Consider the following 13,515-nt stretch of genomic DNA (forward strand, 5'->3'; position numbering starts at 1 on the left):
CGTGACAACCAGCACGACATACCCGGACCCAGCCGGGGAGGGCCGGGACCCGTTGGAGGACGTGGCCCGCCAACTGCTCATCGCGATCGGCGAGAATCCCGACCGGGACGGCCTGAAGCAGACCCCGGCCCGATTCGCCCGCTGGTGGCGGGAGTTCAGCGGGTACGACGCGGGCGAGGTCAACACCCTCTTCTCGTTGCGCACCCAGCAGGGACAGACCGTCACCGTCTCGGACATCCACCTGTGGTCGTTGTGCGAGCACCACTTGCTGCCGTTCTCGTGCACCGTCACCATCGCCTACCGGCCCAACGGCGACGTGCTGGGCCTGTCGAAGTTCGCGAGGATCGCTCATCGCCACGCCCACCGGCTGCAGATCCAGGAGCGCCTGGTGCAGGACATCGCCGAGGAGATCACCGCGGTCAGCGGGTCGCCCGACGTGGCGGTCATCGCGCAGGGCGAGCACCTGTGCATGACCATGCGCGGCATCCGCACCCCGGCCCTGATGACCTCCTCAGTGCTCAACGGAGTCTTCGGCCAGGACGGACCAGCCCGTCAGGAGTTGATGGCCACCGCCTTCCCGGCCCTGTCGGGGCGACGGTGACGGCCCTGTCCTCCGCACTGATGGGAACCCCTGCGTGAACATCGCCTTCGTCCTGTTGACCCACGACCCGGACGAACCCGCCGGCATCGAGCGGGCCGTCGACTCACTCGCCTGCGGTCTGCGCGAACTGGGCCACCGTGCCCTGATCGTGGCCGCCGGTCCGGCCAGCCAGAACGACCCTCCTGACCTGGTGCGCCTGCACTCCATCTCACTACCTCGACCGATGCTGGTCGATGAGCTGTTGACCCTGCTGCCCGACCCGGCTCCCGTGGAGCAGGAGGTACGGTCGGTGCTGGCCGAGCACCAGGTCGATCTGGTGGTCTGGGCCGACGCGGTCGCGGGCCTGGGCTACCTCAGCCCAGCGCCGCCCGGCGTGCGCCGCGCCCTGATGGTCCACTTCCTGCGCGCCGACCAAGCCATGCAACAGAGCCTGAGCCACCGTCCCGACACCGTCCTCGCCGTCAGCGACTTCCTGATCGACCAGTCCAGGCGGGCCGGGTTGGACTGCGACAACTGGCAGGCGCTGCCCAACGCGCTGCCCCGGTTCGTCGATCCACCCGGACCGGATCGGCGCGAACAGTTGAGGCTCACCGGCCCGGTGCGGGTCGTGGCACGGGCCGATCCGCAGAAGGGGGTCGCCGAACTGTTGCGCGCCCATCCGGGCCGCGAACTGGGCCGACCGCTGGAGATCGTCCTCGCGTCTGCCCGGTTCGAGTGGTGGCGCGGCATGCAGGACCAGGTCCTCGACGAGTGCCGGGCGCTGGCCGACGCCCTTCCCGACGTCAGGGTCCTGCCGGCCGTGGACTGGCGGGAGGTCCAGCCGTTCTTCGCCGATGCTGCCGTTGCCGCCGTCCCCTCGACCGGTCCGGAGAGCTTCGGCAACGTCGCCGCCGAGGCCCTGTCGGTGGGCACTCCGGTGGTCAGCCACGGCCTGGGGTTCCTCGCGACGCTCACCGGTGAGGCCGGCCGGACGGTCGATCTGGCCGCCGGGGCCGAACAGTTGTGGTGTGCGCTGGCGCAACTGCTCGGCGACCGCGTGGCCTATCACGCCGCCGCACGGCAGGGGCCACAGCAGGTCGCCGCGCACACTCCGACCGCGGTGGCGCGGGAGTTCCTGCGCGCTACCACCGTCGGCACCCCGTGACCCTGTCGCGATGGTGGTGCACCAGTCCCGCCGCGCACCAAAACGTCCCTTGCATGGAGGCATAAATGATCGTTCTCGGACTGATCGGACGGCCCGACGTCCCGCTCTGCCATGACGCGGCCGCGTGTCTGGTGATCGACGGCAAGGTGATCGGCGCGCTGGAACAGGAACGCGTCAGTCGGCGCAGGTACGCACCGGGGGAGGGGCCGGAAGGAGCGGTTCGGGCCCTGCTCGATTCGCACGGGGTACACCCCAGCGAGGTCGACGCCATCGGGTACGCCTGGGCCGAAGACTCCGAGAAGGTGCTGGCGACGGAGACCGACATCCCGTGCGGTGTCCACGTCACCGACCGGCTCACCGAAACCATTCTGCCCACCCTGGCCGGTGAGCTGGGCACCCGGGAGATCATCTTCTTCGACCACCACCTCTGCCATGCGGCTCAGGCGTACTACCTCAACTCCTGTGCCAAGGCGGACGTCCTGGTCGCCGACGGCTGGGGCGGAGACGGATCGACCTCGCTGTTCCATGTCGACAACGGCCGTTTCCGTCTGCTGGAGCGCTACGACAAGTGCTGGTCGCTCGGCATGATGTACGGCGCCGCCGCGGTGTACGCCCGGCTCGGCTGGTTCGGCGCGGGCAAGTTCATGGGGCTCAGCTCCTACGGGCGTACCAGTGACATGCGGTTCATGAGCTTCGACCCGGTCGACGCCTCGTTCCGGCTCGATCCGAGGCTGCGCGGCTCGCTGGCCGCCGGGCGGGACTGGGACCGGCTGGGGGAGCAGTGGCTGGAGGCATACGAGGCCAGTGTCTTCCCTTACACGCCCTCCTCGGCGAACCCCTTCGACTACGCGCCGTTCGCCGCCGACGTGCAGTCCACAGTGGAGGATTTGGGGCTGGGCATCGCCCGTCGGCTGCGCAGCCTGTCCGGCGAGGACACTCTGCTGCTCTCCGGAGGGGTGGCCCTCAACGCCCATCTGAACCGCCGGATCGCGCTGGAGAGCGGATACTCCCGTGTCCTCGGCACCGTCGCGCCCAACGACGGCGGCACGGTCTTCGGGGCGGCGATGCTCGCGGAGGCCCTGCTGGGCAAGGCCCCGGCACCGCTGCCAGCCGATGAGCCGCCGCCGATCTTCTTCGGGCCGCCGGTCTCCACCGCGATGATCGAGACGGCGCTGGACGGGCAAGGGGTCACCGCGCGGGCGCTGGAGCCCGAGGAACTGCGGGCGACGGCGGTGCGCTCCCTGGAGCAGGGGCAGGTGGTGGCCTGGTTCGAGGGCCGCAACGAGTTCGGTCCGCGCGCGCTGGGTGCCCGCAGCCTGCTCGCCTCGCCCCGGTCGCGTACCACCTTGGACCGGTTGAATCGGATCAAGGGCCGCGAGTCGTGGCGTCCGGCCGCGCTGTCGCTCACCGGGGACGGATTCGGCAAGCTCGGTATGGAACCGCCGGTGAGCGGGCTCAGCGACTACATGCTGTGCATGCACATGGTCGGTCAGGGTGAGTGCGAGCGTGCCGTCGCCGGGGTCCACGTCGACCGCACCACGCGGGGCCAGTACGTCGCGGAGGACAGCGAGTTCGGTGCCCTGCTCTCGGCGGTGGGCGAGGCCTCCGGGCTGCCCGCACTGATCAACACCTCGCTCAACATCAAGGGCGAGCCAATGGTGCTCACCCCGGATCAGGCGGTCGGTCTGATGGCCAAGTCGCCGGACGTCGACCTGCTGGTCATGCCGCCGTACGCGGTGAGCCGCTCCTGACGGCGGTGGGAGCGGCTCACCACGTGGGGCCCGGTCACGATCGGTCCGCCAGTAGTTCCGGAGCAATTGTCAAGACCTGTGGATCAAGTACGAGATGCCGCTCACGCGATCCAGTTGATCGTGATCTGGGCTGGCGGTGGTCGATCCCCTTGGCATGTGATCCCTGCCCTACTGCTGCGGGGGAGGGATCACAGTCCCGCCATAATCGGCATATGGGGAAGAGCTACGAGCGGATAGACGGCAGACTGCGTGCCTTCATCGAGGCGCAGCACATCTTCTTCACCGCGACGGCGCCGCTGGACGGCGGCGGTACCGTCAACCTTTCACCCAAAGGCTTGAACGGCTCGTTCGCTGTGCTCGACGAACTCACCGTGGCCTACCTCGATTTCGCCGGCAGCAACGCCGAGACGATCGCCCATCTGCGCGAGAACGGCCGCATCACCCTGATGTGGTGCGCCTTCGACGGTCCGCCCAACATCGTGCGCGTGCACGGCCGCGGAGAGCCGGTCTTCCGCGACGATGCGCGTTGGGCGGAGCTGTTGGGGTACTTCCCGGACATCGACCCGACCCTGCACGGCCTGCGCGCGATCATTGTCGTGACCGCTGAGAAGATCCGCGACACCTGCGGGTACGCGGTCCCGTTCATGACCTATGACGAGGACCGCCCGCTGCACGCGTCGCGCTTCGCGCGCGAGTCCGATGAGTCGCTCGACGTGTACTTCCAGAAGAAGGAGCACATCGCGACCAGCATCGACGGCCTGCCGGGGTTGCCGTTGCCGCTGCCACCGCTTCCGCGCGCTGAATAGAACCCAGCCGCAGGGGCGGACACCATGGCGGATCTGTCCGGAAGGAAGTTACGCCACCAGAGTCTCCTCCCGTTCAACGAGGTGGCCGCGTTCGAAGCGGGCGCCGGCGCGGACGATCTCATCCAGCAGCGAGCTGCCACTTGGCGTGGTGCCGCCCTCGTTGACTACCGTAGGCGCGGGCGTGCCTTCCCGACCGACGCTGCGAACGTCGGCCTTGCTCGATGACCTATCGATCGATCCATTGGGAAGGTACGCCTCCCTCCGTCAGGCCGATCCACAGGTTCTGAGCATTGCTCGCAGTTCCGGCACGAAGGATCAGAACCAACAAGGGGCTGTCCCGTAGCTTGTGTACGGGACAGCCCCTTGCGGGAGACCTCGCCGGGTACCAGCCATTCTCAGGTCAGGTCGGTGAGGTCGCTGTGGGGATTTCGGCGATACGCCAAACGCCGATCGACTTGTCGGCGTAGCGGTGTTCGACCCGCACACCGTTCTCGGTGGTCACGTCGACCTCGGTGCAGCGCTCGTTGATCAGCCGGAAAGGCTCAGGCAGGCGGAAGGGCGCGAGTTGGAAGTTGAGCGGGCGCCAGGCTCCGGTCTCGATGACGTCGGCATTCTCGGTTCGCTCGGTGAAGGTGGTCATCGCGAGGAATGTCGAACCACTCCGCTTGATGTTGGCCAGCGCCCGGTGGACGTCCTCGTCGTGGAGGTGTACGAGGCAGTCGCGACAGAAGATCAGATCCACCCGCGGAAGCTGATCCCGAGTGAGGTCGATGACCCGGAACTCACGGTTCGAGTGCGCGAAGCGGTCCCGGTTCCGCTCGATCAGCCCGGGAACGATGTCGGCGCCGAGGTAGGCGTCGACACCGAGTTCGATCGTGGAAATCCAGAACAGGTCCCCGCAGGGTACATCGAGGAAGCTGCTGACGCCGAGATCGGCCACCAGGGCCGGCAGTTCGGTGCGAACCGCCGCGGTCTGGGCCAGATTCGACCCCGTGCCCGAACAGGATTCGGTGTCGTTCCCGGTGGTGCCGTTGTCGACCGGTGCGGGGACTCTGCTCTCGTAGATTCTCGTGAAAGTCTCCCGCATCGACCGGCGCGGCGCCCCGGCAGCTACCGGCACAATCGTGGAATCGGGTATCTCATCACACCTCCGCATGTTGTCGACCATACTTCCCTTTCGGTCTTCCATCCTGAGAGGCTGAATATCGAAACAGGTGGAATCCAGTATGTCGTGGCCCAGATCCGCTGTCAATGCCGCGTTTCCTGATTTCGTCGCGGTGGAACTTCGGTACCTCGACCACTTTCTCTCGGTACCGAGCCGTGATGTTTCCCGGAGCGCATTCCTTCACCATGGCCACAGGAAGACGCAGAGGCAGCCCGACGCGCCAGCCCACGGTCGTAGCAAGGAGCCAGGATGAACGTCGCCTTCGTCCTACTGACCCACAGTTCCGACGAACCCGCGGGAATCGAGCGTGCCGTCGCGTCACTCGCCAGCGGCCTGCGCGAGATCGGCCACCGCGCCCTGATCATCGCGGCCGGGCCGCCCCGCGCCGAGGACGAGCACGACCTGGTCCGGCTCGCATCGCTGCACCTGCCGCACCCGTTGCTGTTCGACGACCTGCCCCAGCTCTTCGCGGACCCGGAGCCGGTGCGCAGGGAGGTGCTGGAGATCCTCACCGCCCACGACATCAACGTGGTCTGCTGGGCCGACGCCGTTGTGGGACTTGGTTTCCTCAGCCCGGCACCGCCCGGTGTCCGTACCGCGCTGATGGTGCACTTCCTCCGGGAGGACGACCACATGCGACGCAGTCTGGCCCAGCGTCCCGACGCCGTCCTAGCGGTCAGCCCCTTCCTGATCGACGAGGCAGCGCGCACCGGACTCGACACAACCGGCTGGCACGCGCTGCCCAACGCCCTGCCGAGCACCGGCCAGGCCCCGTGCCACGACGAGCGCGAGCGCCTACGCCGCACCGGTCCGGTGCGGATCGTGGCCAGGGCTGATCCGTACAAGGGCATCGCGGAACTTCTCAACGCGCTTCCCGAGGGCTTCGGGCGACCGGTGCAGATCGTGCTCGCGGCGGCGGCCTTCGAACTGGGGCGCGGGATGCAGACGGAGTTGATAAACGCGTGCCGTGCACGTGCGGCCGCTTTTCCCAACGTCGAGGTGCTTCCCGCCATCCCCTGGCTGGGAGTGCAGCCCTTTCTCGCTGAGGCCGCACTGACACTGGTGCCGTCGACCAGGCCGGAGACGTTCGGCAACGTGGCGGCGGAATCGCTGTCCGTGGGCACCCCTGTCGTGGCCTACCGCTTCGGCCACCTTCCGGTGCTGGTCGGCGGCGCAGGGCGACTGGTGGACCTCGACGTACTCAGTGGGCTCGGCCGCTCGTCCCTGCTGACGGGCAACACACTGGAGGCGGTCGACTTCGCCGACAACGCCGCCCGCCTCTGGCAGGCCGCCGCTGAACTGCTGGACAACGCGGACGCCTACCACGCGGCATCAGCCCAAGCCCTGCACCAAGTCAGCGACCAGTCCTCCGCCGCGGTCGCGGAGAACTTCCTGCGCATCACCGCTGGCTCCCTGACTCCAGCCACAGCTCCAGGCAGGGCGTAGCGGTGCCGGCGCGCCGCCGTACCGGGGCTCAGGTCTCGGTGATCATCCCGACCTACAACCGCGCGGAGTTGCTGCGCGGCAGCTTGGCCGCCCTCGCCGCGCAGCAGCCGCCGGACGGGGGCGGCTTCGAGGTCATCGTCGCCGACGACGGTTCGGCCGACGAAACTCGGTCGGTCGTGCGGGACTTCGAGCACCGACTCGACCTCGGTTACTGGTTCCAGGAGGATCGAGGCTTCCGGGCTGCCGCGGCCCGCAACGCGGGGGCACGGCTGGCCTCGGCACCGGTACTGGTCTTCCTGGACGCCGGCGTACGGCCCGGGGCCGGCTTCGTCCGCGCCCACCTCGCCGCCCACGCAGCCCCGCCGGCCGGGCAGACCCGGGCCGTGGTCGGCTACACGTACGGCTATCGTCCCGACGCCGATCCGCTGCCGCGATCGGCCACCGGTCTGCCGAGGACTCCCGAGGAGATCGTCCGCCGCCACGGTCACCAGATCGGTTTCCAGGACGTACGCCACCTGGCATTCGAACGGTTCGGCTTCGACCTGGGCACCGCTGTCGTCCCGTGGCAGTGGTTCTGGTCCCTCAACTGTTCGGTGCGAGCGGCGGACTTCTGGGAGGTCGGCGGCTTCGACGAGGACTTCCGCAGCTGGGGCGGCGAAGATCTGGACCTCGGCTACCGGCTCCACCGCAGGGGCACGGCCTTCACCGTGAGCAGGGTGGCGTGGGCGCTCGACACTCCGCATGAGAGATCCGTCGAGGACGACCTGAGCAGCGGCGCCGAAAACGTGCTCATGATGGCCCGCAAGCACCCGGAGCCGGTGACCGAGTTGCTGTGGGCGTGGTTCGCCGAACCGCGCGACCACTTCGAGATCAGCCACGACTGGAACGTGGAGGACGAGTACCTCCTCGTCCTGCGCGCCGCCGAGCAGGCCCGCGGAAGCGTGGTCACGAACGAACTGGCTGCGCTCCGAGAGCTTCCAGCGGGCACCCGCGTCGCGGTGTTCGGATGTGGCCCCGTTTTCCCCGAAGGGCTGCCCAGCGCGGAACTGTTCGACTTCGACGGGTCACTCGCGGGGCCTTCCCCATCCGGCGGGAGGGTGCGCCACGCACTGGGCGTCCGCACTCCGCTCGCGGACCAGTCTGTGGACCACGTCCTCGTCACCTCCCGGCTGTCCGGCGTCTGGGATCGCTGGGGCAATTGGATCCTCGACGAGGCCCATCGCATCGGCCGCCACGTCGACACCCGCTGGCTGGCGGCCGACAAGGTTCGGACGGCCACCGAAGCATTGTTGTGAAGACCAAGGAGAACTGGTTGACGGCATGGTCGGTCTTGCGGGAGAGAACCTTCCGTCGGTTTTTCATCGGGGAGGCCACCTCCCTACTCGGTGACGGCATGACGGCCGTCGCTCTGTCGTTCGCGGTGCTGGACCTGACCGGGTCGGCCAGCGACCTGGGCTTCGTCCTGGCCGCGCGCGCCGTCCCCATGGTCGCGACCCTGCTGATCGGCGGAGTGATGGCGGACCGGTTCCCGCGCCGACGGATCATGGTGACGGCCGACCTCGTCCGCTTCGCGAGTCAGGGCACCGTGGCAGTGCTGCTCCTCAGCGGCGACGCCCAAATATGGCAGCTCGCAGCCCTCCAGGCGGTGCAGGGCATGGCGAGCGCCGCCTTCGACCCGGCCTCCGCCGGGCTCGTTCCCTCGCTGCTGTCTGGCGAGCTCCTCCAGCAGGCCAACGGATTGCGCGGAATGGCGTTCTCTGGTGGCGGCATCGCGGGTCCGGCGTTAGCGGGCCTGCTCGTGGCTCTGTCCGGACCGGGGTGGGCGATCGCCGTTGACGCGGCGACCTTCGGCGTCAGTGCGCTCATGCTCTCCGTGATACCGATCGAGAGACAACTGCCTACTACGAAGAACTCGTTCACGCACGACCTCCGCGAGGGATGGAGCGAGTTCCGCGGCAGGACCTGGCTGTGGATGACAGTTGCGAGCTCCTCGCTCGGCAACCTCCTGCTTTCCTGGATAGCGGTGCTCGGCCCGTTGCTCGCGAAGCGGGATCTGGGTGGCCCAGCGGCCTGGGCCTCGATGAACGCCGTTCTTGGCGTGGGGCTCTTCGTAGGCGGGATGGTCGCCATGCATGTCCACTCCGAAAGGCCGCTGCGCACGGGCATCCTGGCTCTGACGATCGGCGCGTTGCCCACACTCGGGCTGGCGCTTCAGCTCCCACTCCTGCTGCTGTGTGCCCTCGCGTTTGTCGCCGGCATCGGCGTTGCCATCTTCAGCTCCGTGTGGGCCACAACTCTGCAACGGAACATCCCCGGGGACAAGCTGTCCCGAGTGAACGCGTACGCCAACTTTGGCTCGGTGGCCTGCCAGCCCATCGGCCAGGCCTTGGTCGGCCCTGTTGCCGCTGCGATCGGCGTGTACTCAACGCTGTGGTTGGCCGCAGGGATCCAACTGCTGTCCGCGATGGTTGCGCTCAGCACACCGGCCATCAGGAAACTGCCGGCGGAGGCTGAGGTCACTCCCACCGAAGTCGGGACGCGACCGCGGACATGACATTCGCGCGCAGCCGTTTCCCGGTCGCCCGCACCACTGGCGTGTGTCCCTTGGGCGCCCACGACCGGCCGGGTGGGGCGGCATCCCACTGGTCGAGCAGGCCACCGCCGCGCCCAGCCAGCAGCACCCGCCAAGCGGAACTCACGCCGACGCGAACTCCGACAAAGGTTCAGTTACGGCCTGACGCCAATTGGACTCGTGACGTTCTGCATTCAACCGGTAGTACACGGTTTCCCGCCGATCTCCAGTCGGATCGATGAACTTTCCGGCTTCATGAGCAAGGAGATAGTGAGCGAAATACACGGATCCGGCAGCCACGGTCACCGGTACCGGATCCCCCAGTTCGATCTTCGGATAGGGTCCCTCATGCATCGCGTCCGTGTCCGCGATGGAATCGGCGCCGCGCTCTGCCAGGTACTCTCCAAATCGAAGATGCGTACCCGGCCAAACCAGCAGATTTCCGCTGGAGGAAAGCTCGTGCTGAGTCAGCCACACTCCTGCCAACAGGGAAAACGAGGTGGGTTCCCAAGTGCCTGGAATGAGCATTGGGCCGTCGAAATGAGGGACGCGCTGTGGTCCGTGACCCGGCCATGGTGGTACGGTCACCACCACTTGTGCAACACGGGGTTGAGTGCTTGGAATGTCGGACCGCAAAAGCTGGTCGGCAAGTTTTCCGATACCTGTTTCCGTGTACAGGTCAAGAAGGCTACGCGACTCCTGCCTTATGAATGACTGGTGCCAGATGTAGTATCCGCCGCGGCCCTCCCGCAGGGCCTCGACATCACCCTTCTGAAGGGTGTGCGTTTCGCTCCTTTCCATCTCGGCGAGAGCACGACGAGCTTTCGCGATTTGTGCCGTGCTCAAGACGTTCGGGACGACCAGATAGCCATCCTGTCGGAACGAGGTCCTCATTTCATCGGTGATAAGAATTGTACACCTCTTCTCGATCGGCCTTGGTAATGACTGCGTTCGGGGTGGGTGCCACCGTCGCCCGCACAGGCTGCTTGACGTGGTGGCCGGGGGAGGGGAGCGACTTCAGTAGCGGTATTAGCGGTCAGCGCAACCCGTTCGACCGGAACGGCAGCGAAGGTCAACGGGTCACATCCGCCAATTCTGGCCGTGTGGTGGCGGCCGCACATCACGGTTGGACCCGAAGTGGTCGTCGCCGCGTGCCGAAGCACTCACCCAGGAAGCGGCCACCCCTGGCTGACAACAATTTCACTACCTCGCCTTTGACACGCGCACAGCGATCATCGACGGTGTACGAAGGATCTCGTGGACAAGGCCCAACTCGCCGATCCCGTCGGCGAGCCATTCCGCATCCCGAACGAAACACGAGTCCTGAACATCAGCCTCGGCTTCCAAGCCCGAAAAGTCCGAGTCATGCTGAGCTGTGGCCACGAAACAGGCGGTCTCGCCGACACGTAGCGCCTCAGCCAGGATCTCGGACACATGATGCCACGGCAGTACGCGCCAAATATCGATGTTGATGACATCGGATGCCGAAGAGTCATCTGAAGGAAGCTGCGTCCCGCAGAAGCTTGGCACGGTTCGATCGCGCCAGTCACTGAGGTTGGAACGGCGACCTGCTGGTACGGTATCCCAACCTTGTACGTGTCCAGCGCTGAGTAGCCACGAGTTCCTGGACCGATCCCGGTCAACCCACTTCTCGATCTCCATAAGGTCAGGACTTCTCGTAATGGTCCGCCTCTGGATCTTTTCGGCAATCCGTTCGAGCATGATGATGCGAAGGCACTCCAGGCTCGGCGGCGCGAACCAATGCCCTTCCCAATGAAAGGACTTGTACGTCGCCAACAGAAACTTCTGGTTGGACTTGATTTCGTTGGAGTTGCGCGCGAAATCTCGCAAGTGGGGGACGTGGGCCGATCCGGCCCGTGGCGACCATCGAATCAGCTCACCATCTCGAAGTTGCTCTTTCACGCGGAAGCCAAATTCGAGATCTTCCAGCCCCCATCCGGAGAGCTTTTCATTGAACCCGCCGACCGCGGTAGCCACAGTGGTCCGCATCGCGACATTGTGACTGAAGAAGAAGCGGTAAGCAATGCGGTCGAAGTTTGCTTGAATCACCGGCAAGTTGATATCGGGAACGCGTGTGTCTTGCCATGCCTCCACGTGCAGTGCCGCAAACGACCCATAATCACCATGCGTAGTTGACGCCCGGTCGAACAGCGCTCTCCGCCTTGGTTCCCTGCGAGCTCCAAGACTTACCGCGGCCTGACCATCCTCGAGGGCCTCCAAATGCCGCCTAATCAGATCGACATCGGGTAGGGTGTCGCCGTCCAGAAAAAGAACATTGGGTTCGACAACCTCCGTGAGCCCTCGGTTTCGGGCCGCCGCCCTGGAGATGTCGTCTTCTAGCCGAATATATGTGAGTGGCAATGTGGAGTCGTAAAGCTGGGCTACCGGTTGCAGCGAAGGTGAGCTACCGTTGTCGACAAGGATGACCCGGAAGGAGCTTAGGGGAAGGTCCTGCTCGCGCAATCGCGCGAGAACCATATCGATATATGCCTGTCGATTACGTGCCAAAATGACGACTGCAATTACCGGAAGATTCATTGCCGGGCACCGTTTCGTCAAAGAAAACTGCCATTCTGTTAGGAGTTCTTGTAGGCCAAAGCTTCCACGGCAGTGCACCAGGCGGCCAGGTCGGCCGCTGTGTCCAGTTCGGCGGACCGGGCTTTGGCCCGCTTGGACGCCAGGTGGTACTCCGCGGCGGTGTCGAGTTTCCGTAGGACCGCCTCGTAGCCGGCGAGGTCGTCGCGGTCCACGAAGATCCCGCCATCGCCGAGGGATTCGCACAGTCCCGGCGTGGGGTGCGCCACCACGGGCAGGCCGGAGGCGAGGGCCTCCACTCCGGTGAGGCCCCACGACTCGTAGGAGCTGGGCATGAGCAGCACCCGGGTCCGGGCGTAAACCCTCTCCCGCATCTCCTCGCCCGGGACGTGCTCGAGGACCTCCACGTTCGGCAGGTCGGGAATGACCTGCCACCCGTAGGCGCCGGTCACGGCGAGGAACTTGGTGTCCGGCATGCGTTTGGCGAGCTGTTCCAGAACGTGGCCGCCCTTGTCCGGGTTGCAGTTGACGAGGGTGATCCGGTCGCCGGGCTTGTCCACCGCGTAGTCGGCGGCGACCACCGGCGGACGCACCACCAGTTCGTTGGCCGGGCGGACCGACGCGGGATAGTCGGCGAAGAACAGTTCCGCCTCCACCCGCATCCACTGTGAGTTGTAGACCGCCAGCGCGGCGCCTCCCGCGGCGGCTTCCCGGAACGTCGACCGGTGGGTGTTGTGGCACACCACGACCAGTGGTTTGCCGTAGCTGCGGGCCAGTGACCCCGTGGACAGCACGCACTCGAAATGCGAGATCAGCACGTCGGCCTGCCGGACGGCCGACGGGAAGTCCAGCCGTGCCTGCAAGGGCACCACCCGGATGCCCCGGTACTCGTACACCTCCGTGGCGGTTCCGAGTCGCGACAGCCACACGGTGACGTCATGGCCGCGCTCGACCAGAGGTCGCAGCATGTTGATGAGCATGTGCTCGCTGCCCGCGTTGAACTCCGGCGGAAACGCGTGGACCCGAACGACGACCTTGAGAGGGGCCACCGACTCGCCCGGCGCCGATGCTCGGGCACCCCCACTCAGTGGGACGCCGCCGGAGTGTCCGTCCCCGTTCCCGTCGACGGAGGCTACGTCCTTGGAGGTCCGCACAGTCATGTCCATACCCACCCCGACCTTCTTCGTCGTCATGCTCCTGATGCCGACGGCGAATGTGAACCGATGAACCCGGTACCACCGGTGACCAGAACGTCGTCCGCAGCCGTGCGCCGCCCCTGAAGCTGGAAATCGGATAACAGATCTCCAACACATTCTCGCCATTGGTCGTGCTCGCGCACATCTCGGTAGCACCCGAAGTGTTCGCCCGATCAGACCGAGATTGCGACCATGCGCCAGACTGGTGGGCGTCGCCGCCATCCGTTGTCCGAACTGACCTTCGGAGGCCAGTAGCTGGAATCTCGGTCGGCACCGTG

The 13,515-nt window shown here is 66.3% G+C and carries 11 protein-coding genes; 7 read left to right on the forward strand and 4 right to left on the reverse strand.

The genetic code is table 11. The features are described 5' to 3' along the window. Position 1: 1 nt before the first annotated feature. The 4 genes from folE to KALB_RS20155 all read left to right on the forward strand — a co-directional run bounded on the left by folE (position 2) and on the right by KALB_RS20155 (position 4,302). A complete protein-coding gene (folE, locus tag KALB_RS20140; RefSeq protein WP_035966504.1) occupies positions 2–601 on the forward strand; it encodes a GTP cyclohydrolase I in 600 nt (199 codons plus the stop codon). Positions 602–635: 34 nt separating this feature from the next. Further along, a complete protein-coding gene (locus tag KALB_RS20145; protein ID WP_025357518.1) occupies positions 636–1,745 on the forward strand; it encodes a glycosyltransferase family 4 protein in 1,110 nt (369 codons plus the stop codon). Between the two features lie 65 nt (positions 1,746–1,810). Beyond that, positions 1,811–3,496 carry a carbamoyltransferase C-terminal domain-containing protein gene (locus tag KALB_RS20150; RefSeq protein ID WP_025357519.1) on the forward strand — a complete coding sequence of 562 codons (1,686 nt, stop codon included), beginning with the start codon at positions 1,811–1,813 and terminating at the stop codon, positions 3,494–3,496. Positions 3,497–3,708: 212 nt separating this feature from the next. After that, entirely contained in the window at positions 3,709–4,302 is a 594-nt protein-coding gene (locus tag KALB_RS20155; protein WP_025357520.1) for a pyridoxamine 5'-phosphate oxidase family protein, read from the forward strand. Between the two features lie 400 nt (positions 4,303–4,702). On the opposite strand, the gene KALB_RS20160 is transcribed toward KALB_RS20155, so the two are convergent. After that, a complete protein-coding gene (locus KALB_RS20160; RefSeq protein ID WP_063750685.1) occupies positions 4,703–5,491 on the reverse strand; it encodes a class I SAM-dependent methyltransferase in 789 nt (262 codons plus the stop codon). Positions 5,492–5,716: 225 nt separating this feature from the next. On the opposite strand from KALB_RS20160, the gene KALB_RS20165 reads away from it, so the two are divergent. Genes KALB_RS20165 through KALB_RS20175 form a run of 3 tightly spaced genes read left to right on the forward strand, consistent with a single transcriptional unit; the run spans position 5,717 to position 9,467 of the window. Continuing rightward, positions 5,717–6,913, forward strand: a complete 1,197-nt coding sequence (locus tag KALB_RS20165) for a glycosyltransferase family 4 protein (protein ID WP_025357522.1) — start codon at positions 5,717–5,719, stop codon at positions 6,911–6,913. 2 nt (positions 6,914–6,915) lie between these two features. Further along, a complete protein-coding gene (locus tag KALB_RS20170; protein WP_025357523.1) occupies positions 6,916–8,208 on the forward strand; it encodes a glycosyltransferase in 1,293 nt (430 codons plus the stop codon). Beyond that, complete coding sequence (locus KALB_RS20175) at positions 8,205–9,467, forward strand: MFS transporter (RefSeq protein WP_025357524.1); 1,263 nt, start codon at positions 8,205–8,207, stop codon at positions 9,465–9,467. Before KALB_RS20170 ends, KALB_RS20175 begins: the two co-directional genes overlap by 4 nt. Before the next feature lie 141 nt (positions 9,468–9,608). On the opposite strand, the gene KALB_RS45440 is transcribed toward KALB_RS20175, so the two are convergent. The 3 genes from KALB_RS45440 to KALB_RS20185 all read right to left on the reverse strand — a co-directional run bounded on the left by KALB_RS45440 (position 9,609) and on the right by KALB_RS20185 (position 13,009). Further along, the gene (locus KALB_RS45440) at positions 9,609–10,379 is read right to left on the reverse strand and encodes a phytanoyl-CoA dioxygenase family protein (protein ID WP_081789417.1); all 771 of its coding nucleotides are present in this window, start codon (positions 10,377–10,379) and stop codon (positions 9,609–9,611) included. 309 nt (positions 10,380–10,688) lie between these two features. Continuing rightward, positions 10,689–12,044 carry a glycosyltransferase family 2 protein gene (locus KALB_RS45445; protein WP_081789418.1) on the reverse strand — a complete coding sequence of 452 codons (1,356 nt, stop codon included), beginning with the start codon at positions 12,042–12,044 and terminating at the stop codon, positions 10,689–10,691. Between the two features lie 38 nt (positions 12,045–12,082). Then, positions 12,083–13,009: a glycosyltransferase family 4 protein gene (locus tag KALB_RS20185; RefSeq protein ID WP_201771946.1), complete on the reverse strand. Its 927-nt coding sequence runs from the start codon at positions 13,007–13,009 to the stop codon at positions 12,083–12,085. Positions 13,010–13,515 lie beyond the last annotated feature (506 nt).

Origin of the sequence: Kutzneria viridogrisea DSM 43870, assembly GCF_000525635.1 — a bacterium.
GTDB lineage: Bacteria > Actinomycetota > Actinomycetes > Mycobacteriales > Pseudonocardiaceae > Kutzneria > Kutzneria viridogrisea.